Source organism: Mesorhizobium sp. M1312 (assembly GCF_040318115.1).
Classification (GTDB): Bacteria; Pseudomonadota; Alphaproteobacteria; order Rhizobiales; family Rhizobiaceae; genus Mesorhizobium.
Map to the genome: position 1 here is coordinate 105,552 of NZ_JAMYLQ010000007.1, position 18,948 is coordinate 124,499.

Consider the following 18,948-nt stretch of genomic DNA (forward strand, 5'->3'; position numbering starts at 1 on the left):
ATGAGCCGCTGTCGGCCGGCTACCCAGCCGACATTTTATTTTATCGGCGTCACGACGACGAGCAGTTCGATCATGCGGGTTTTCCCAGCATGGGCGCGCCACCTCGGTCTGAAGGATGCGGTTCTCAAGGGCATCGACTTTCCGCTCCATGCTGATCCGGAGGCCTACCGTGAGGTCGTCTCCTTCATAAAATCCGACCCGCTGTCGCTTGGCGCGCTCGTCACCACGCACAAGATCGATCTCTTCAACGCGGCGCGCGACCTGTTCGACGTGATTGATCCGCATGCTCGCCTGATGCACGAGACCAGCTGCCTGTCGAAGCGGGGCGGAAAACTCATCTGCCATGCCAAGGATCCGATCTCTTCGGGCCTTGCGATGGATGGTTTCATCCCGGCGGGATACTTCGCGGACACCGGTGCGGAAGTCCTGTCGATGGGCGCCGGCGGATCGACGATTGCGATCACTTGGCACCTGATGCGCAAGGAACGTGGACCTTCGCGCATCATTGTCACCGACCGTTCGCAGCCGCGTCTCGACGAAATCGAGCGTATCCACAGAGGCGTGATGTCGACGGTCGACATCGAGTATGTCCTGGCGGACCGACCCGAGATCAATGATGAGGCGTTGGCGGCGCTGAAACCAGGCTCGCTGGTGATCAACGCGACCGGACTTGGCAAGGACGCCCCAGGCTCGCCGATCACCGATGGCGGCGTGTTCCCCAAGCGCGGCATTGCCTGGGACCTCAATTATCGCGGCGACCTGATCTTCCTCGACCAGGCAAGGTGGCAGCAGGCCGGACAGCAGTTGCAGATCGAGGACGGTTGGACGTATTTCCTGCATGGCTGGACGCAGGTGATCGCAGAGGTTTTCGACATCGCGATCCTGGTGTCGGGGCCGGATTTCGACGAGATGTCGCGCATCGCCATCGAAGCGGCGAAAGGCTAATGCCGTGGAACCCATTCTCGTCACGCCGCGCTCGCTCTGATCGATAGACAGAGGATCACATGTTTGCCCATCTGAGGACTCTCTCGAAATGACCGGCGAGCTTTTCCTCGCCATCGATATCGGCACCGGCAGCGTCCGCGCCGCACTGATCGATGTCACCGGCAAGATCCTCGAACTTGCGTCGCGAGAGCACGATCAGATCGTGCCGGAATTCGGCTGGGCAGAACAGCGGCCGGTCGACTGGTGGGAGGGTGCGCGAGCGAGCGTCAAGACGGTGCTGGACCGCGTCGATGGTGCCCGCGAACACATCTCCGCCATCTGCGTCTGCGGGCAGATGCACGGGCTGGTCCTGCTCGACGCGCACGGAGCGCTGGTTCGTGACACGGCACCGCTCTGGAACGACAAGCGCACCATCGATCTCGTACGTCGCTTCGAGGAAGCGAACGAGCCGGACAGCTACCTGCCCGAAAGCGGCAACACGCCGACCCCCGCATGGCCGGGGTTCAAATTGCAATGGGTCCGAGACAACGATCCCGCCGCATACGCCCGCAGCGCAGTCGCCATCATGCCGAAGGATTACATCAACTACCGGCTGACCGGCGAGATTGCCATGGATAGAGGCGATGCGTCCTGCAGCTTCCTGATGAACCCAGAGCGGCTTGACTGGTCGCCGGTGATGATCGAGCGCATGGGTCTGGACGCCGCCAAGCTGCCGCCGATCCGCAACCCGCTCGATGTCGTCGGCCACCTCACCGAACAGGCTGCGCGCGACACCGGCCTGCGATCTGGAACCCCCGTGCTTGTCGGCGGCGCCGACTATCCGGTGGCACTGCTCGGTTCGGGCGCTTGTCGCCCGGGAATGGGTTCCGACAGCACCGGCACGGGCGCCATCATCACGGTGATCGCGGAGAGGCCGCTGCTTGACCCGGAAATCTCAAACGTTGCGACGATCGAAGGCAACTGGGCGCAATTCGTGCTGCTGGAGACTGGCGGCGACGGGATGCGCTGGGCACGCCGGGCCTTCCACGGCACCGCCCTGTCCTATGACGAGATCGTCGCCCGTGCCGCCGAGGCGCCCGCCGGTTGCGACGCATTGCTCTTCATGCCCTTTCTCACTGGCGAGCGCCTGGGACGCCATCGCAACGCCCGCGCACAGTTCTTCGGATTGGGCGCCGCGCATGGCATGGAGCATCTGCACCGCTCGATCCTTGAAGGCATCGCCTTTGCCATGACGCGCCACATTCGCATCATGGAACACGCGTCGAACAAGCCGCTGGAGCGCGTTATCGCCGCGGGTGGCGGAGCGCGCACCCAACTCTGGCTGAAGATCAAGGCCAGTGCCTTCAACATTCCGATCCTGGTTCCGCGGGAGCCTGAATGCGGCATTGTCGGCTGTGCCGCGATGGCCGCGACGGCGACAGGCCGCTTCTCGCGCGTCGAACAGGCGGCCGAGCGCTTCGTAAGCTACGGCGCCGAAATCCTGCCGGACCCCAGATGGGCCGAGATCTACAGGCGCACCCAACCCGTTTTCGACAAGCTCTACTATCACAGCCAGGCGCTCTACGACGACATCGACACGCTGGCGGCGGCGACGCGGCCGACGCAGCCGTGATGCATCTCAGGCCTGCCGAGCCCTGCCTGGAGCGACAGACCTGGCAATCACGACGCATCCCGTCTGGAATGCATCGGACGATTGAGTCAGTTGTGGCGGATTTCCGTTCCCAGCACCTTCAGGCACTCGCGGATGAATGCGGCTAATGCGGTCCAGCCCTTTGCCGAGACCATCGTTCCGTCGACATAGGCCTCGGTCGGCGACAGGTCGATATAGGTTCCGCCGGCGAGGGTCACTTCCGGCTCGCAGGCAGCCAGCGCACCGACTTTCTTGCCACGGACGACCCCGTCGACCGCGATCAGGATCTGGACGCCATGGCAGATCGTAAAGATCGGCTTCCTGTTTTCGTGGAAATGGCGGACGATTGCCTGCACGCGCTTGTCCGTGCGGATGTACTCGGGGCCACGACCGCCCGCGCAATACACGGCATGATACTGGTCGAGCTGTTTTTCCGCCTCCGAAAAGGTCTTGTTCAGCAAAGCGTAGTGGCCCGGTTTTTCGGTGTAGGTTTGGTCACCTTCGAAATCGTGAAGCGACGTCTTGATCAGGTCTCCAGCGTTCTTGTCAGGGCAGACAACGTGGACGATGTGGCCGACGGCCTCCATCGCCTGCTGATAGACGAAGATCTCATATTCTTCGGTGAACTCACCGGTCAGCATCAGTATTTTCTTGCCTGGCATGGTCGGTTCCTCGTTTTGTGAATGGAAGGGTTTTGTGAATGGAAGGCGGGCGGGGATTGCGCTCGCCCGGCGGCGCGGGTCTCAGAAAAGGGAATCCGCGCGGGCGTTTGCTTGCATTGATCAACGGTGCATTCAGCTTGACGGCGCCGCTCCCGACGGTGACGAACATCGTGCCAGCCTCAATCGAACGCCAGCAACAAACGATCACGAGAATGCTCGATATGACGGCGCATCGCCTGTTCCGCCGCAGCGGGGTCGGAGGCAGCGAAGGCGGCCAGGATGGCCTCATGCTCGTCGAGCGCTTCCTCGGTGACGCGCGAATGGAACATCAGGCGGAAGATGTGGAAGTGCGTATGCTGGAACGCGAGCGTCTGGCGCACGAGGTCATTGTTTGCAAATTCCATGATCCTGTCGTGGAAAATGGCGTCCTGCCGCGCAAAGTTGGAGTAACGCAGGCGTTCATCCTTGCCTTCGCGGCGCGCCATGCCCCCTGCGGACTCCCGAAGCACCGCAAGTTTCGTCTCATCCATCAATGCGGCTGCTTTGGCGGCCCCATGCGGCTCGAGCAGCAGGCGAAGCTCATAGAGTTCGTCAAATCGGCGCTTGGTTATCTGCGGCGCGGCGCGGTAGCCGATCAAATGTGTCTTCAGCACAAGGCCTTCGCCTTCCAGGCGGCCAAGCGCTTCACGGATTGGCGTGTGGGATACTTCGAGCTCCTTGACCAGACTGTCGACGGTGATCCGTGAGCCAGGCGCGATCTTCAGCGACATGAGTTGCGCGAAGATCGCTTCATACACGTCCTCCACCAGGCTGTTGGATCGCTGGATGCGTCCGCTAGCGGGGCCGACTTCTCGGGCATTGCTTAAGTTCGTGACCTGCATCTTTGCCTCTTGACAGGATCACTGGCTAACACGATGCTTCGCACAATACAATCCTATATCCTATACGATTTAATAGAGGATAGTTTTTGGACCTCAACGAGCTTTCGCTTTCCACTCCCAACATCATCGAGAGATGCTGAACATGAGCCTTTTCGCTGCAATAAGGCTGCCGCGTGAGATCCTCTTCGGGAAGGGCCAGCGCCATGTCATTCCAACCGTTGCGGCCAGGCTGGGCCGTCGCGCGCTTGTCTGCACGGACGAGCGCTTTGCCGCGACTGTCGGCTTCGCAGAGATCATGGCGGCGCTCGAACGCGCATCGATAGACGTACTCGTGCATGACCGCGTGCTGCCCGACGTCCCCCGAGACACGGTTGCCGTCTGCGTAGAGGAGGCGCGGAAGTTCGCGCCGGATATGGTGATCGGCATCGGCGGCGGCAGTTGTCTCGACATGGCCAAATGCGCCGCGTTGCTCATCAGTCACGGCGGCCTCCTCCAGGACTACTATGGCGAGTTCAAGGCGCCTGGTCCGACGCTGCCGGTGATCGCGGTGCCAACGACAGCCGGTACCGGCTCGGAAGTGACCCCTGTCGCGGTGATCTCGGATCCGGATCGCACCTTGAAGGTTGGCATCTCCAGCCCGCATCTGATCGCGGCAGCCGCCATCTGCGACCCGGAACTGACGATGACATGTCCCCCGGGACTGACGGCGATCGCAGGCGCAGACGCGCTGACACATGCGATCGAGGCTTTTACCGCCGTCAGGCGCGGCACTGACCCTAGCCTGCCGCAGAAGCATGTCTTCATCGGAAAGAGCGCGCTGACCGATCATTTTGCGCTGCTCGCGATCAAGCTGCTTGGCCGCAGTCTCGAGAAGGCATACAGCGACCCCGCCGACGAGGACGCTCGGGCCGATGTGATGATGGGCGCGCTTGCTGCCGGCTGTGCGTTCGGTACGGCCGGAACGGCGGCGGCGCACGCGGTGCAATATCCGGTCGGCGCCCTTACCCACACCGCTCACGGGCTGGGTGTCGCCACTATGTTGCCGTATGTCATGAAGTACAACCGGGCCGCCGCGGCCGCCGAGATGGCCGAGATCGGCCTCGCCCTTGGTCTCGAGGGGAGGGACCGGAGTACCGGTGAGATGGCCGACGCGACGATCGACGAGATCGACCGGCTGTTTGGAGCGATCGGGATCACGCCTTCGCTGGCCAAGCTCGGGCTTCCCGCCGACAAGCTCGATTGGACGGCCGAACAGGCGCTTGGCATTGACCGTCTCATCAAGAACAATCCGCGGCCATTCGATCTGGCAGCCATGCGGGGCCTGATCCAGGCAGCCTATGATGGCGACCTCGCCACCTACGTCATGTGAGCAATCGGGGAGCAGGCCATGAACATATCCCATCAGGTGCTGGAGGACGATCAGGACACTGCCGACTTCCATAGATTCTCCCACGGCTTGTATATCGGCGGCCAATGGAGGCAATCCGCCGACGGCAGGGAAATCCAGGTCGTGGACCCTTCCACGGAGGCGGTGATCGCCGCCGTTCCCGATGCGACGATCGAAGATGCCGCAGCCGCCGTGGAGGCTGCGGCCAAGGCCGCCGATGGCTGGCGCACAACGGCACCCCGCAAGCGGTCCGAAATCCTTAGACGTTGCTTCGAGCTGATGACGCAACGTTCCGAGACGCTGGCAACCCTGATCTCGCTGGAAAACGGCAAGGCACTCCGGGACGCGCGTGGCGAGATCGCCTATGCTGCGGAATTCTTTCGCTGGAATGCCGAGGAAGCCGTTCGCATCACCGGTGAATTCGGTATGGCGCCTTCCGGCACGAACCGGATCGTGGTCGACTACGAGCCCATCGGCATCTGCGTCCTTGTCACGCCCTGGAACTTCCCTGCCGCCATGGCGACGCGCAAGATCGCGCCCGCCTTGGCTGCCGGCTGCACGGTAATTTTGAAGCCAGCCAGCGAGACCCCGCTCACGGCCTACGCGCTTGCCGCGCTCTACCAGGAAGCAGGCGTTCCGCCTGGTGTGGTGAACGTTCTGACGACCTCCAATCCCGTCCCTGTGACGGCCGCGATGCTGGCCGATCCGCGGGTGCGGAAACTCTCCTTTACCGGCTCGACCGGTGTCGGGCGCGTTCTGCTGGCCGAGGCGGCAAAGCACGTGGTTTCGTGTTCGATGGAACTTGGCGGCAACGCGCCATTCCTTGTGTTCGATGACGCGGACCTCGACGCGGCGGTCGATGGGGCGATGGTGGCGAAGATGCGCAACGCCGGCGAGGCCTGCACGGCTGCAAACCGCATCTATGTCCAGTCTGGCGTTTACGATGCCTTTGGCGAAAGCCTCGCCAGGCGGATGTCAGCACTCAAGATCGGCGCCGGTACGGACGCGGCCACGGAGTGCGGGCCGATGGTCACCAGGAAGGCCGTCGACAAGATCGACCGTCTGGTCAACGATGCTGTCGCCCGTGGCGCGCGGGTGCTGTGCGGGGGCAAGGCAGGCTCGGGAACGGGATACTATTATCCGCCGACCGTGCTCTGCGACGTCCCGGCCGAGGCGGAGATGGCACACGAGGAAATTTTTGGGCCGGTGGCGCCGATCTCCAGATTCGAAACGGAAGCCGAAGTCATCGCGCGCGCCAACGACACCGAATACGGTCTTGCCGCCTACATCTACACGCGCGATCTTGCAAGTGGAATGCGGGTGGCATCCAAGATCGAAGCCGGGATGATCGCTCTCAACCGCGGCTTGATGTCCGATCCGGCAGCACCCTTCGGTGGGGTCAAGCAGAGCGGCCTCGGCCGCGAGGGCGGCCAGCATCACGGCATTGCCGAGTTCATGGAGGCGAAATACCTCGCCATCAGCATCTGAGCGGAGGAAGAGTGCAAAGCGATCCGTTCCGCATCCGCGTCCACGTCGCGGATTTTGACAAAATCGTGCAGGACATCGTTCACCGCAGCGAGGCCGTTCGCGCAACCATTGCAATGGCTGCGGACGTGGCCTACGGGCCGGATCAGACCGAAACCATTGACCTGTTCTTTCCCTCGGGCAAAAGAAGCGGCCTGCCGGTGCACATGTTTATCCATGGCGGCTACTGGAGAATGTTCTCCAAGCGCGACTACTCATACGTCGCGACGACGATTACCCAGGCGGGTGCGATTGCCGTCATCGTCGACTATGCTCTGATGCCCAAGGTCAGAATGGCTACGATCGTCGACCAGGTGCGCCGCGCCAAGCAGTGGGTTCTGGCCCATATCGCCGACCATGGCGGAAACCCGGCAGAACTGACTGTCAGCGGTCATTCGGCCGGAGCACATCTTTCAACGTTTCTGTTCAACAGCGAGAATACTCCCTCGAATGTGCGGGCAGCTCTTCTGCTCGGCGGGCTCTACGATTTGAAACCGCTCCAGAACTCCTTTCTCGCCAACGAGATTGGAATCACCGATGAGGAAGTCGCCATGTTTACACCTCTTGCCTATCGGCATGATCCTCAAACCAAGGCGACGGTTCTGGTCGGAGCCAATGAGACGGCGCCTTTCCATCAGCAAGCAGATCGATTCAAGAAGAACCTGCTGCAGCAGGGTTCGCCGGTAACGTCGCTTGTTCTCACGAACCGCAACCACATGGACAGTGTCAGAGATCTCGGCGTGCCTGAGAGCCAGGCGGGTGATTGCCTGACGAAACTGATTGCCAACGACAGCCGCTAACCCTCCCGCAGACATACCGGCCATGGCGGCTTAACCGCAATGCCGTCTGCCGAACGCCTTAGCGAGGGAAAAGAACCTCACCCATTCCAAGCACCGCGTTGTCACCGCCATATTTCTGCGGCGCGATGCCCAGAAGCGGCCGTTTCAAAATACCCTCGGCGATCAGATGGCGATCGATGATAGCGGCGAAGACACTCTCCGGCGCGCCGCATTCGACGAAGCTCGGCGACAGGCTTTTCGGCGCCCGATCGAGCAGGATCGAACCGCGACGCATCAAATAGCCGGGCATCTCGCCGCTGCCGCCGGCCACCACCAGCGTGCCGGCGATCATGCGGCTGCCGGCATTGTCGCCTGAGCCTTTCAGCACGGCGATCAGGCCGCGCCGCATGCGGTCGGCGGCAAAAGCGCCGGCTTTGCCCCTGACGATCAGCACGCCGCCATTCATGCCGGCCAGCTCCCCGGCGAGCGGCGCCCCAAGGTGATCACCGGCGTTGCCTGTTATTTCAAGCCTGCCGCCGCGCATGCCGGAGCCGGCGTGCGGGCCTGCATTGCCTTCGATCGTGAGCGTGCCGCCACGCATGGCGCGCCCGGCCTGGGCGCCGGCATTACCGGCGACACGAACCGAACCGCCCCGCATGCCTTCCGCCACGCGGTCGAGGCGCGTGCTTCCACCTTCGAACACGATGTCCAGCGGATCGTTGCCGGCGACGCGAAAGATATCGCCGACCTTCGATCCGTGCTTCGACATGCCGATCTGGATTTTTTCGATATCGCGCCTTTCCATCCCGGCAAGCCGCTCCGGCGTCAGCGGCGACAGGTCAAGGCGCTCGGGCGGCTCGGCGACAAGGGTGAAGGTCAGCGCTTTCACGGCAGCATATCCTTCAGCGAATAGATGAACTTGCCGAGCTTGCCGCCGTAATTGCCGGCGCTTATGCGAACCGCGCCTCGCTGCGGCCCAAGCTCGAGGACCGCCTTGATGCCGGCCTTCATCGCGGCGGCAACGGCATCGTTGGTCTCGCCGTCGATGACGACTTCCAGGACGGCATTGATGTCGGCACCGAGCTCACTCCTGACAACACCGCGCAGTGTCGGCGCGTAGGCTTCGTTGGCCGAGGCGATCATGCCCTTGTATTTACCACCGATCTTGGAACCCGAACGAGCGATGCCGCCCGGAAACGGCACGATCGCGCCGGGCACCAGGCCTATCGCAGCAACCGCGGCCTCTGCGGCAACCAAGGCCTTGGCGCTGCTTTCAGCCATGACGAAGAAATTTCCGCCGCCGACGGCACCCTTCGTCAGCCCGGTCGTCGCTTCGCACAGGAATTCGCCGTCCATGACTGGAACGCGCCAAAAATGCCTGCCGCCGATTTTCTTGGATATCTGCCAGCCATCGCCGAAATAACGCAGCGCCGAACCGAGCTTCAACTCGGCGCTGCCCTCCAGTCCAGCGAAGCAGGCGGAACCCGGCGAAGTCAAGACACACTGGCCGACGCGATTGAGCAGTTGTTTCTGCAGCTCGTCTGTTCCCATCGCGAAAATCATCACGCGGCAGCCGGGCCGGCCATCCGGTGTGGCCGATGGCGGCAGTTCGACATCGATTGCCGCTTCGCAGCCGCAGCCGATCACCGAGGTGGCAAAGCCGGTCATCGTGATCGCCGCCTGGCGCGCCCATTTCCGGTTCGGCGCGGTGATGATGATGGCGGTCGCGCGCATGCCGAAGGCCTCGGCAAAGGTATCGTCGATCGTTATGCCATTTACGCTCACATTCGGCATGCCACCTCGCGGAATGGCTGTTCGCGCGCAATCGCGGAATCTGGAAAATTGAACCAGTCCAGCGATAGGCCGTAGCGCTGCTGGTGATAGTCCTCCAGACGCCGCACCATCGCCTTGTCCGGCGACGGATTGAGCCTGAGCGCCTTGCCCCAACGGTAATGGGTGATCTCTCCGTCTTGCACGACGAGATCGCCATCCTTGAAGACATACGCCGCCTGCCCCAGCATTTTCGCGATACTCCCGTCCCTGCGGTAGACAGCGATGTCGGCTATGGCGCCGGCGCCGAGATGGCCCCGGTCCGTCAGCCCGAGCAGCTTGGCTGGGGCGGCGCGCGTCATGATGGCAATTTCCTCGAACGTGTATTCGCGGTTGATTGCAGCCAGGGTCGAGAGCGCAATGGCGGATTTTGGAAGTCCGGCAATCATTTCGGCGCGCGCTTCCCGGCTCATCAGCAGCTCGAACAGAGCCGGATAGGCGGTAAAGGGTGCTCCGTTGGGATGATCGGTGGTGAAGAAGACACGCCAGGGATCGTCGATCAGGAGAAAAAGCTCGAGCCCGATCGCCCACTGCATGCTGCCATAGAAATCCTTGCCATATCTGTAGGGCACGATGCCGCCGCCATTGCCGTCGCCGTCATGAATGACGGATTTCTTCGGGTGCGCACTGCCACGCGCCGAAAACTGCCGCATGACGTCAGAGGAGACCGTGACCGTCTGGCCGAACATCACCTGGCCGATGTCGATGGTGACCTCCGGCGTCGCGTTGACCACTTCGGCAAGACGCGCCGCGGCCGAGGAAAACCTGCGCTTGCCTTCCGTGCCATAGCCGTAGAACTGGAGATGCGCGAGGTGCAGCGGCAAGCCTTCCGCCGCTGCGATCGTCGCGGCCGCCGTATCCGCCGACCCGGGGCTGCCCAGATTGTTGCAATGGACATGCAGAGGATGCGGGACGCCAAGGCTGTCGACGGCGGCCTGCAGCGTCTTGACGATCTTGCGCGAGCTGACGCCATAGGAAGGCACCACATCGTCCAGCGAGAAGGTGCGGACGTTTTCCTTGAAGGCGGCCGCTGCACCGGCGTTGATCACCTTGACCCCAAGCGCCCGTGTCGAGGCTACGGTCCAGGCGACATAGTCCTCGATCATTTGAGACGAAGCGTCGTCGCGGATCATCGACAGCAGCAAATCGTCGTTGCCGAGAATGGCGAGCGTCGCCTTATCGATGATTGGGATGTCGGCCAGTTCGAGATGGGTGTGAAGTGCGGCTCCCGGCGACATCGCCGGTTCGACGACCGTGGTGAAACCCATCTTGGCGTAGAGGCAGCCGGTCTGGAAGGTCGACCAGCCGGCATTGGAAAGCGGCGTCGTCGCTGGCCGCGCCTGATGCGCGGCATGCTGCTCGGGCAAGAGCAGCCGTGCCGTATTCACATTGCCGCCACCGATGTGGGAATGGATGTCGATGGCGCCCGCCATCACGATGCAGCCGGCAGCGTCGATGGTCCGGTCGGCAGCGCTCCCCACCGGCGCCGCAACGATCTTGTCGTCCCTGATCCAGAGGTCGCCCTTGCCGAGACGGCCATTGACCGGATCGATGACGTCGCCGCCCGCAATTTTCGTCAGCATGGCAACGCGGCCTCGGCGGAGACATGACTGGCAACCAGGCGGATGACAGTCGCAGCGGAGGGCAGTTCGGACGCCGCTCGCGCATCGATCGACCTTAGCGAACCGGTGCGGCTGGAATAGACCACCGCCTCGTGATCGACGCCCGCTTCGCCGATGGCGATGGTGACCGCAGCGCCCGCGACCGGCTTCTGCGTTTTCGCCAGGGCGATCAGCGCCATACGGTTCTTTTTCTTCTGCGGCTGGACAATAGAGGAAGAGATCCGCAGGTGCAGGTCGGCTTCGCCGGCAGCGATCGTGCGCGCGACATCGTAACGCCAGGGATCGAATTCCGGGACGCCGCGCGCAAAGCCGGTGCGCAGCGGAAAACCTGTCATCCAGGTCGAGGCGAGCGCGCTACCCCATCCGTTTTCGCTTGCCGGCAGATGAAGGCCGGATGCGCGTGATTTGCGGTTGAGATCAGTGATCAGTCCTTGCAGCATCTCCAGCGCCAGCCCTTCGGTTGCGTCGCCTGAAAACAGGAAGACGGGAAAATGCGCAGCCTCCAGGGCTTTGGCGAAATCGTCGAAATTGGACACCGGCTGCGATGTCTGGCGCCCCCTCCACTGCGCCCTCAGAGCCGCCAGTGTCGCGCCGAGGCTTGCCTCTCCGCAGGACAGGAGCGTCGCCGTCCGCCCGTTGCTCAACGGCGGCGCAGACGCCCCGTTCGACCCGACCAGAAAGATTTCGCGCTGATTCTTGCCTGAGAGATCGGGGGCCGAGAGATCGGGAACCGTCTCAGCGAGTTCGCCGACAAATTGATGATGGATTTGCGGGAGTTCGCCTACAATCACCACGACGTCGGCGCGCCGGCGCGTCTCGCCGGGCGCCACGGTCATCGCGCCTCTGTCGGTAAAAAGCGCGATCTCCCGGGAAAGTGCAGCACCATCGGCATGATCGTATGCCGCGCCAACCCGCTCAGCCAGCGCGATCGCCGCCCTGGTGCCGTGTATATCCGTATCCAAGCTGAAAACCGGGCACCGGCTCGACCCCAACAGCGCGGCGGCATGTGCAGCCGCGCGCTCGACCAGCGTTTCCCGGTTGCCGATCCAAGCAACCGCCATTCACTACGCTACTTTCTGGTGCCGGCTTGATCCTAGACGAAACTGGATTGGCCGTGAACCCCGCCTGTCAGCAGATTAGCGAATGTTTTCTTACGCCATCAACAAATTCCGACTGCGCTTAATCATATTTGATGTAAGCGAAGCGCTGATCGGTCGGCGGAGTGCCCTCCAGCGCGCCGCCTTCCTTGGCCGGCTGCCACTGGACGACATCCTCGATCTTTTTGGCCAGCTCGAAGTCTTTGTCGGTGATGCCCTTCGCTGCGTGGTTCATCAGGCGCACCTCGACCCAGGCATAGGACGCCGTGATGTCGGGATGGTGCCACGCCGCCTCGGCGAGATGGCCGACCGTGTTGATGACCATCAGTGTCGATTTCCAGCTGTGGGTCTTGTATTTGCGCCGGATCCAGCCGTTCTCGTAGCGCCATTTCGGCAGCTCCTTCTCGAGCCGGTCGGCAATCTCGGCTTCAGAATAGACTTTTTCCTTAAGCGTCTCGTTCATCTCGACCTCCGCGAATTACCCGGTCTGTCTTCGCGCCCGGGCCAAAACAGATAAAACGAATGCATTCTCTCCGGCTTGCCCCTTCGACGAAAACAGCTATCATGGCGATGGGCACCTAAACTTCCATGATGCGTCTATGATGCACCCATCGGGGGGTAGATGTCGAATTCTGTTACCATACGAGTGCCCGCCCGCCTGCATCTTGGCTTCCTCGATCTCAGCGGCGATACCGGACGTCGCTTCGGCAGCGTCGGGCTGCCGCTGAGCGAACCCGAAACCGTCGTCACCCTGTCGCGATCCAGCGAAACCGTCGTCGAAGGCCCGGAGAGCCGGCGCGCCGCCGAGCATTTGTCGACGCTCTGCAGCCATCTTGGCATTCGCGGCCAGCACCGTCTGGTGGTCGAACAGTCGATCCCGAGCCATGCCGGCCTGGGTTCTGGCACGCAGATCGCCCTTGCCGTCGCCTCGGCGCTGCGCACGCTCCACAACCTGCCTCTCGATATCGGGGGCGACGCGACCCTGCTCGAGCGCGGCGGCCGATCCGGCATCGGCATCGCCAGTTTCGAACGCGGTGGCGTCATTGTCGACGCCGGCAAGGACGACAGCGGCAGGCCGCCGCCGGTCCTGGCGCGATTGCCGTTTCCGGAAGAGTGGCGCGTCATCCTGATCCTCGACCGTGGCGGGCATGGACTGCATGGCGATGCCGAAATCGCGGCGTTTCGTTCGCTGCCGCCCTTTCCGGCGTCCGGGAGCGGAGAAATCTGCCGTCGGGTGCTGATGGGCATTATGCCGGCTTTGATCGAGCACGACCTTCCAGCCTTCGGCGCCGCCGTCGCCGCGATCCAGATGCTGATCGGCACCCATTTCGCCCCGGCGCAAGGTGGCGTGTTCACCTCGAAGCGGGTCGAGAGGGTGGCCCACGATCTCGATGAAGCGGGCGCCGTCGGCATCGGCCAGAGCTCGTGGGGGCCAACAGGGTTTGCCTTCGCCCCATCGCAAGACGCCGCAGTCAGGTTCGTCGGCGCGGTTCAGCAGACAGTTGAGCACGGCATCGAGATCAGGATCATCAAGGGCCGGAATTCCGGCGCGAAGATCAGTTCGACCAAACTTGATCTCGTCGGCAGCTGACGGCTCGGCAACACGATCAGGTTCAAGAAGAAAGGCGAGAAATGGCCCGCAAACATATCCTGCACATGCTGACGCCGTTGAAGCACATGAGCCCTTTCGACGTGAACATGGCGCTCGATGCAGGCTTCGACGCCGTCGTTCCCTATGTCGATGTAAGCCTCGGCGAGGTGACAGGCCTCGTGCAGGACGCGATCTTTTCGCGCCCGCCCGATGCGGGCGTCGATACCGGCATCTTCATCGCCGGCAAGGATGCCTCGCTGGCGCTCGACATGTTCGACGCAGCGCGAAAGGCGATGGTGCCGCCTTTCCAGGTTTCGGTATTCGCCGATCCGGCCGGCTCATTCACCACAGCCGCAGCGATGGTGGCCAAGGTCGAAAAAGCGCTGGAGAAGAAATTCGAGCGCGGGCTGGAGGACACAAGGATCGCTGTTTTCGGCGCCACCGGCGTCGTCGGCTTCTGCACCGCCGTCCTCGCCGCCAGAGAAGGCGCCCGGGTCACGCTTGTCGGCCATGACGGCATCGAAAGGGTCAAGCAGATCGCGGCCGAGATCAAAAGCCGATTCAAGATCGCCGTAGATGCCGCCGACGGGTCGAGCGACGCCCGCAAGACGAAGCTGGTCGAGGCGAGCGAAGTGATCCTGGCGTGCGCCAAGGCCGGCGTCCAGGTGGTCTCGAAAGCCCAGTTGAAAGGCGACGGCCTGCTCATTGCCGCCGATGTCAATGCGGTCCCGCCGGCCGGCATCGAAGGCGTGGCCGTCAATGCCAATGGCGATCCGCTCGAAGCGGCAAAAGCTGTCGGCATTGGTCCGCTCGCCATCGGCAACGTGAAATACAAGGTCGAATTCGGCCTCTTCAAAAGAATGATCGAATCCGAAAAAACCATCACGCTCGATTTCCAGGAAGCATTTTCCCTTGCACGCGAGATCGCCAAATAACGCCGGATCTCTCCTGATCGCGGCGATTTCAGGCCGGGCGCTGGCTGCCGCTGCGCGCCGCGCCGGCTATCGTCCGCTGGTCGCCGATTTCTTTTGCGACACCGACACGGTCGCGCTCGCCGAGCGCGCGACGATGCTTCCGGGCGACCTGCAAGCCGGCATCGACGGCGAGCGCATCATCGAAACGCTTCAGCAACTGGCAGGAGACGACCAGCCGGTCGCGATTGTCCTGGGCTCGGGCTTCGAGCGGATGACCGAGACCGTCGACGAGATCGCGCGCCATTTTCCGCTCGCCGGCAATAGCGGCGCGGCGATCCGCAGGATCAAGGACCCGCAATTGCTGGCCGCCGATTGCGCCGAACTCGGCATCCCGCATCCGGAATTCCGATGGGACCAGCCGCCCGATCCGGAGAACTGGGTGGTCAAGACCGCGGGCGGCGCGGGCGGCACGCATATCAGACGGGCCGCCGGAGAAACCCCGATATTACAGTGTCAGGCTCCTGGCGGCCGCTATTTCCAGCGTTTCATTGCCGGCCGCAGTGTCTCGGCCCTGTTCGTCGGCGACGGCCATAGCGCTGACATCGTCGGCTTCAGCCAACAATGGGCGTCCCCCGCCCCGGCAGCACCCTATCGCTATGGCGGCGCCGTGCGGTTGAGACGTTTCGATCGCAGGCAGGCGGCGATGATCCGCGGCTGGCTTTCAGGTCTGGCGCACCGCGCCGGGCTGGTTGGATTGTGCAGCGCCGACCTCATTCGCGGACCGGATGGCTACAAGCTCATCGAGATCAACCCGAGGCCCGGCGCCACACTCGACATCTTCGACGATGCCGACGCGCCACTGATCGAAGCGCATCTGCGTGCAGCGGTAGGCAGGGCCTACCACTTGCCGCGCTTCGTCGATTCGATGGCGTCGATGGTGACCTACGCCGCGGCGCCGATCGCCCAGTTTCCATCGATTGCCTGGCCTGAATGGACTGCGGACCATCAGTCGCCCGGCACCCGTCTGATCGCCGGCGATCCTGTCTGCACCATCTTCGCGCGCGGTCCGAGCGCCGATTTGACCAGACGGCTCATCAAGGGACAAGCCAGCCGATTGCAACACCAATGGGAAGGAGACCGGACATGAAAGACGGTTCGGCATTCCTGAACGACAATGCGCAGCGCATCATCGACGGCATGATCGGCAACGCCGAACGCCTGCGTATCGCCGTTTCCAGGGGGCTATTGGGCGAGTGCCTGATCGATGCCGGCGCCAAGGCCGCCGGCGGCGTCGAGGCCGGGCTGCGCATGGCGGAAGCCGCGATGGGCGGTCTCGGCAGCATTTCGGTCTGCATGGACCGCGCGTCGCAGAAATGGCCGCTCACCGTCGAAGTGCGATCTTCGCAGCCGGTGCTTGCCTGCCTGGGCAGCCAGTATGCGGGCTGGAACCTGTCGAGCCAGGGCTATTTCGCCATGGGATCGGGACCGGCGCGGGCACTCGCCCGCGTCGAACCGCTGTTCGAAGCACTTTCCTATCGCGACACGGCGTCATCCGCCGTACTGATCCTCGAGACGGCCGAACCGCCGCCCCAAGCAATTGTCGAGAAGGTCGGCAGGGCAACCGGATTGCCAACCGAAAAGCTCACCTTCCTTTATGCGCCAACACAAAGCCTTGCGGGCAGCGTGCAGATCGTTGCGCGCGCGCTCGAAGTCGCCTTGCACAAGAGCAACGATCTCAAGTTTCCGCTGGACAATATCGTCGACGGCATCGGCACGGCGCCTATCCCTGCCCCTCACCCGGATTTCCTGACCGCAATGGGCAGAACCAACGACGCCATCATCTATGGCGGCAGCGTTCAGCTCTTCGTAAAAGGCTCGTCGAAAGACGCCCGTGAGCTCGCGGAGCAACTGCCGAGCCGCGCCTCGCGGGACCACGGCCACCCGTTCGCCGAGGTCTTCAAGCGGTTCAAGGGTGATTTCTATGCCATCGATCCGCTGCTGTTCAGCCCGGCCGAAGTGATCGTCACGGCGATCGAGACCGGCGATACGTTTCGCGCCGGCGAGCGTGATCTGACGATGCTCGAACGGAGCCTCGGTTAGACCATGGCGGTGCAATGATTCGTCTGTCATCCACCCGCCGGACCGCTCGCTCGCGCTGTCGGTATACCGGTATCCGAGGCCTAACATGATCCCCCCCATCCTGATCGTCAGCGATGTCTCGGACACCCGCTCCAAGGGCTTGGCGGCAAGGCTGGACAGGCGGGGCGCCGTGGTCGCAACCGTACCGCTGGCGGCGATCGCGTTCGACACCGGCAGCCCGAGCGGACTCTCGATACCCGGCTTCGACGGCGCGCTGCCCGATGCTGTGCTTGTACGTTCGATCGCCGCCGGATCGTTCGAAGCGGTCACCCGGCGCCTCGGTGTGCTGCACGCATTCGCCAAGCTTTCCATTCCGGTGTGGAACTCTGCGCAGGCGATAGAACGCTGCGTCGACAAGTCGATGACGACCTTCCTCCTGAAGAATGCCGGCCTGCCGACGCCGCCGACATTCGCGGTCGAGGGACGTGCCATGGCAGAAGCGATCGCCGAACGCGAACTGCCGTTCACGCCGCTGGTGCTGAAGCCGCTTTTCGGCGCACAAGGCCGCGGCATCCGGCTGATCGAAACACTGTCCGATCTCCCCGCCGAGGACGAAGTGAACAGCGTCTACTATCTCCAGCATTACGTGCCGCGTCCCGGCCCTCCTTTCCGCGATTTTCGCGTTTTCGTCTGCGCCGGCGAGGTCCTGGCGATGATGAGCCGCCGCGGCGACGACTGGATCACCAACGTCAATCGGGGGGCAGTGCCCGAGCAAGTCGCGGGGCACGGCGAAACCGAATTAGCGGCGCTGGCAAGAGCCGCCGCCGCCGCTATCGGCGCGGACTTCGCCGGCGTCGACATCGTGCCGGCGGCCGACGGCCAGCTGTTCGTGCTGGAGGTCAACAGCATGCCCGCCTGGTCCGGGCTTCAATCGGTCGTCGCGGTGAACATCGCCGACGCGATTGCCGACGCCCTGCTGAAATTCCTGGCTGATCGCCCAGAGGGGGCGGCGGCAGCGCGCCCGTACCGCCTTACCGCGCCGGCAAATTCGTGACGAGCCGCTAGCATGGCGCTTTCGCGAGAACGCCTCCGGGCTGCCTACAAGGATGCCTGCCGGATGGAAATCGAGGCGCTGAAACCGGGCAATGTCCATCTGTTCGCCGACGGGCACGGCATGTCCGCTGCCCAGTTCATGACGAGCGCAGAGGTCTCGTCCGGGCCGCTGACCGATCCGCGCCTGCCGGTCGGACAGCGCATGATGGAAGCTGTCCGCGCGACACGTCTGGCGGTCGCGACTAATACCAATCTCGGTATCATTCTTCTGGCAGGACCTCTGCTATGCGCCGCGGAAATGACCGGCAGCAGACTGCACGACAATCTCGACGCGGTGCTGCGCGAAATGAGCATGGATGATACCAGGGCGGTGTTCGAGGCGATCGTCGCGGCCGCGCCGGGCGGCCTCGGAGAGGCCGCGAACGATGTGCGGCAGGAGCCGAAGGTTCATCTGCTCGAAGCAATGCGGGAGGCGGCCGACCGCGACATGATCGCCCGCCAGTATGTTACCTGTTTCGGCGACGTATTCGGCGTCGGGCTTGCGGCTCTGGAAGCGGCGTTGGCACGCGGGGAAGGCGGCATGTGGCCGACGGTATTCGCCTACATGGCGTTTCTCGCAGGGTTCCCCGACAGTCATGTGGTGCGCAAACATGGAGCTGAAGCCGCAAATCAGGCGCGGCAAGAAGCCCTTGCCGTTGAGGCGGCGCTGCATGCCAACGATGACGAGACGTCACGCATTCGTCTGCTGATAGAGCTCGACCGCCGGCTGAAGGCGGACAACGTCAACCCCGGCACCTCGGCCGATCTGACCGTGGCTACTCTTTTAGTCCACCTCCTCGGCGTTCAGCTTGCATAATCGCAACGTTGGTGGTTGACTTTCAGGAGCGGAAGCTGGGCTTCCGCGGCTATCCAGCCAACCGGTCCGGATGTCCGGGCGCTGCCAACAAGGATAGC

General features: G+C 63.1%; 18 protein-coding genes. 11 read left to right on the forward strand and 7 right to left on the reverse strand.

Going from position 1 to position 18,948, the window contains the following annotated elements; translation table 11 throughout:
- Together NKH36_RS11200 and NKH36_RS11205 are read left to right on the forward strand one after the other, a co-directional pair.
- A complete protein-coding gene (locus NKH36_RS11200) occupies positions 1-945 on the forward strand; it encodes a shikimate dehydrogenase family protein (RefSeq protein WP_352958920.1) in 945 nt (314 codons plus the stop codon).
- An 88-nt stretch (positions 946-1,033) separates the two neighbouring features.
- Complete coding sequence (locus tag NKH36_RS11205; RefSeq protein ID WP_352958919.1) at positions 1,034-2,557, forward strand: xylulokinase; 1,524 nt, start codon at positions 1,034-1,036, stop codon at positions 2,555-2,557.
- Between the two features lie 86 nt (positions 2,558-2,643).
- On the opposite strand, the gene NKH36_RS11210 is transcribed toward NKH36_RS11205, so the two are convergent.
- Both NKH36_RS11210 and NKH36_RS11215 read right to left on the reverse strand, forming a co-directional pair.
- Positions 2,644-3,237, reverse strand: a complete 594-nt coding sequence (locus NKH36_RS11210) for a DJ-1/PfpI family protein (protein ID WP_352958917.1) — start codon at positions 3,235-3,237, stop codon at positions 2,644-2,646.
- 179 nt (positions 3,238-3,416) lie between these two features.
- Complete coding sequence (locus tag NKH36_RS11215) at positions 3,417-4,118, reverse strand: GntR family transcriptional regulator (protein WP_352958915.1); 702 nt, start codon at positions 4,116-4,118, stop codon at positions 3,417-3,419.
- A 142-nt stretch (positions 4,119-4,260) separates the two neighbouring features.
- Between NKH36_RS11215 and NKH36_RS11220 the strand changes: the two genes are divergently transcribed.
- From NKH36_RS11220 to NKH36_RS11230, 3 genes are read left to right on the forward strand one after another with little or no spacing between them, the layout of a single operon-like run.
- Positions 4,261-5,487, forward strand: a complete 1,227-nt coding sequence (locus NKH36_RS11220) for an iron-containing alcohol dehydrogenase (protein ID WP_352958913.1) — start codon at positions 4,261-4,263, stop codon at positions 5,485-5,487.
- An 18-nt stretch (positions 5,488-5,505) separates the two neighbouring features.
- Entirely contained in the window at positions 5,506-6,993 is a 1,488-nt protein-coding gene (locus NKH36_RS11225; protein ID WP_352958912.1) for an NAD-dependent succinate-semialdehyde dehydrogenase, read from the forward strand.
- Between the two features lie 11 nt (positions 6,994-7,004).
- Positions 7,005-7,829, forward strand: a complete 825-nt coding sequence (locus NKH36_RS11230; RefSeq protein WP_352958910.1) for an alpha/beta hydrolase — start codon at positions 7,005-7,007, stop codon at positions 7,827-7,829.
- Positions 7,830-7,887: 58 nt separating this feature from the next.
- Here NKH36_RS11230 and NKH36_RS11235 read toward each other — a convergent pair whose 3' ends face one another.
- From NKH36_RS11235 to NKH36_RS11255, 5 genes are all read right to left on the reverse strand, one after another.
- Complete coding sequence (locus tag NKH36_RS11235) at positions 7,888-8,697, reverse strand: formylmethanofuran dehydrogenase subunit C (RefSeq protein ID WP_352958908.1); 810 nt, start codon at positions 8,695-8,697, stop codon at positions 7,888-7,890.
- On the reverse strand, positions 8,694-9,602 hold the full coding sequence (gene fhcD / locus NKH36_RS11240) for a formylmethanofuran--tetrahydromethanopterin N-formyltransferase (RefSeq protein ID WP_352961838.1): 909 nt from the start codon (positions 9,600-9,602) through the stop codon (positions 8,694-8,696). Before fhcD ends, NKH36_RS11235 begins: the two co-directional genes overlap by 4 nt.
- On the reverse strand, positions 9,590-11,221 hold the full coding sequence (locus NKH36_RS11245) for a formylmethanofuran dehydrogenase subunit A (protein ID WP_352961840.1): 1,632 nt from the start codon (positions 11,219-11,221) through the stop codon (positions 9,590-9,592). Before NKH36_RS11245 ends, fhcD begins: the two co-directional genes overlap by 13 nt.
- The gene (locus NKH36_RS11250; protein ID WP_352961843.1) at positions 11,215-12,321 is read right to left on the reverse strand and encodes a tungsten formylmethanofuran dehydrogenase; all 1,107 of its coding nucleotides are present in this window, start codon (positions 12,319-12,321) and stop codon (positions 11,215-11,217) included. The genes NKH36_RS11245 and NKH36_RS11250 overlap by 7 nt, the downstream gene beginning before the upstream one ends.
- Positions 12,322-12,439: 118 nt before the next feature.
- Positions 12,440-12,820 (reverse strand): 4a-hydroxytetrahydrobiopterin dehydratase, encoded by a 381-nt coding sequence (locus NKH36_RS11255; RefSeq protein ID WP_352961846.1) that lies wholly within the window; start codon positions 12,818-12,820, stop codon positions 12,440-12,442.
- 159 nt (positions 12,821-12,979) lie between these two features.
- On the opposite strand from NKH36_RS11255, the gene NKH36_RS11260 reads away from it, so the two are divergent.
- From NKH36_RS11260 to NKH36_RS11285, 6 genes are all read left to right on the forward strand, one after another.
- Positions 12,980-13,948: a beta-ribofuranosylaminobenzene 5'-phosphate synthase family protein gene (locus NKH36_RS11260; protein ID WP_352961849.1), complete on the forward strand. Its 969-nt coding sequence runs from the start codon at positions 12,980-12,982 to the stop codon at positions 13,946-13,948.
- A 41-nt stretch (positions 13,949-13,989) separates the two neighbouring features.
- A complete protein-coding gene (locus NKH36_RS11265) occupies positions 13,990-14,883 on the forward strand; it encodes an NAD(P)-dependent methylenetetrahydromethanopterin dehydrogenase (protein WP_352961852.1) in 894 nt (297 codons plus the stop codon).
- Complete coding sequence (locus NKH36_RS11270; protein ID WP_352961855.1) at positions 14,861-16,009, forward strand: ATP-grasp domain-containing protein; 1,149 nt, start codon at positions 14,861-14,863, stop codon at positions 16,007-16,009. Before NKH36_RS11265 ends, NKH36_RS11270 begins: the two co-directional genes overlap by 23 nt.
- A complete protein-coding gene (gene mch, locus NKH36_RS11275; protein ID WP_352961858.1) occupies positions 16,006-16,962 on the forward strand; it encodes a methenyltetrahydromethanopterin cyclohydrolase in 957 nt (318 codons plus the stop codon). Before NKH36_RS11270 ends, mch begins: the two co-directional genes overlap by 4 nt.
- Before the next feature lie 85 nt (positions 16,963-17,047).
- Positions 17,048-17,995, forward strand: coding sequence for an ATP-grasp domain-containing protein (locus tag NKH36_RS11280; protein WP_352961860.1), 948 nt, complete (start codon positions 17,048-17,050; stop codon positions 17,993-17,995).
- Positions 17,996-18,007: 12 nt separating this feature from the next.
- Complete coding sequence (locus tag NKH36_RS11285; protein ID WP_352961863.1) at positions 18,008-18,850, forward strand: triphosphoribosyl-dephospho-CoA synthase; 843 nt, start codon at positions 18,008-18,010, stop codon at positions 18,848-18,850.
- Positions 18,851-18,948 lie beyond the last annotated feature (98 nt).

Bases quoted from the DNA above. Each gene is read 5' to 3' on its own strand.
- NKH36_RS11245 (WP_352961840.1), bottom strand. From the start codon at position 11,221: ATGCTGACGAAAATTGCGGGCGGCGACGTCATCGATCCGGTCAATGGC.
- NKH36_RS11210 (WP_352958917.1), bottom strand. From the start codon at position 3,237: ATGCCAGGCAAGAAAATACTGATGCTGACCGGTGAGTTCACCGAAGAA.
- NKH36_RS11250 (WP_352961843.1), bottom strand. From the start codon at position 12,321: ATGGCGGTTGCTTGGATCGGCAACCGGGAAACGCTGGTCGAGCGCGCG.
- NKH36_RS11205 (WP_352958919.1), top strand. From the start codon at position 1,034: ATGACCGGCGAGCTTTTCCTCGCCATCGATATCGGCACCGGCAGCGTC.
- mch (WP_352961858.1), top strand. From the start codon at position 16,006: ATGAAAGACGGTTCGGCATTCCTGAACGACAATGCGCAGCGCATCATC.
- NKH36_RS11200 (WP_352958920.1), top strand. From the start codon at position 1: ATGAGCCGCTGTCGGCCGGCTACCCAGCCGACATTTTATTTTATCGGC.
- NKH36_RS11225 (WP_352958912.1), top strand. From the start codon at position 5,506: ATGAACATATCCCATCAGGTGCTGGAGGACGATCAGGACACTGCCGAC.
- NKH36_RS11285 (WP_352961863.1), top strand. From the start codon at position 18,008: ATGGCGCTTTCGCGAGAACGCCTCCGGGCTGCCTACAAGGATGCCTGC.
- NKH36_RS11215 (WP_352958915.1), bottom strand. From the start codon at position 4,118: ATGCAGGTCACGAACTTAAGCAATGCCCGAGAAGTCGGCCCCGCTAGC.
- NKH36_RS11265 (WP_352961852.1), top strand. From the start codon at position 13,990: ATGGCCCGCAAACATATCCTGCACATGCTGACGCCGTTGAAGCACATG.
- NKH36_RS11280 (WP_352961860.1), top strand. From the start codon at position 17,048: ATGATCCCCCCCATCCTGATCGTCAGCGATGTCTCGGACACCCGCTCC.
- NKH36_RS11220 (WP_352958913.1), top strand. From the start codon at position 4,261: ATGAGCCTTTTCGCTGCAATAAGGCTGCCGCGTGAGATCCTCTTCGGG.
- fhcD (WP_352961838.1), bottom strand. From the start codon at position 9,602: ATGCCGAATGTGAGCGTAAATGGCATAACGATCGACGATACCTTTGCC.
- NKH36_RS11255 (WP_352961846.1), bottom strand. From the start codon at position 12,820: ATGAACGAGACGCTTAAGGAAAAAGTCTATTCTGAAGCCGAGATTGCC.
- NKH36_RS11260 (WP_352961849.1), top strand. From the start codon at position 12,980: ATGTCGAATTCTGTTACCATACGAGTGCCCGCCCGCCTGCATCTTGGC.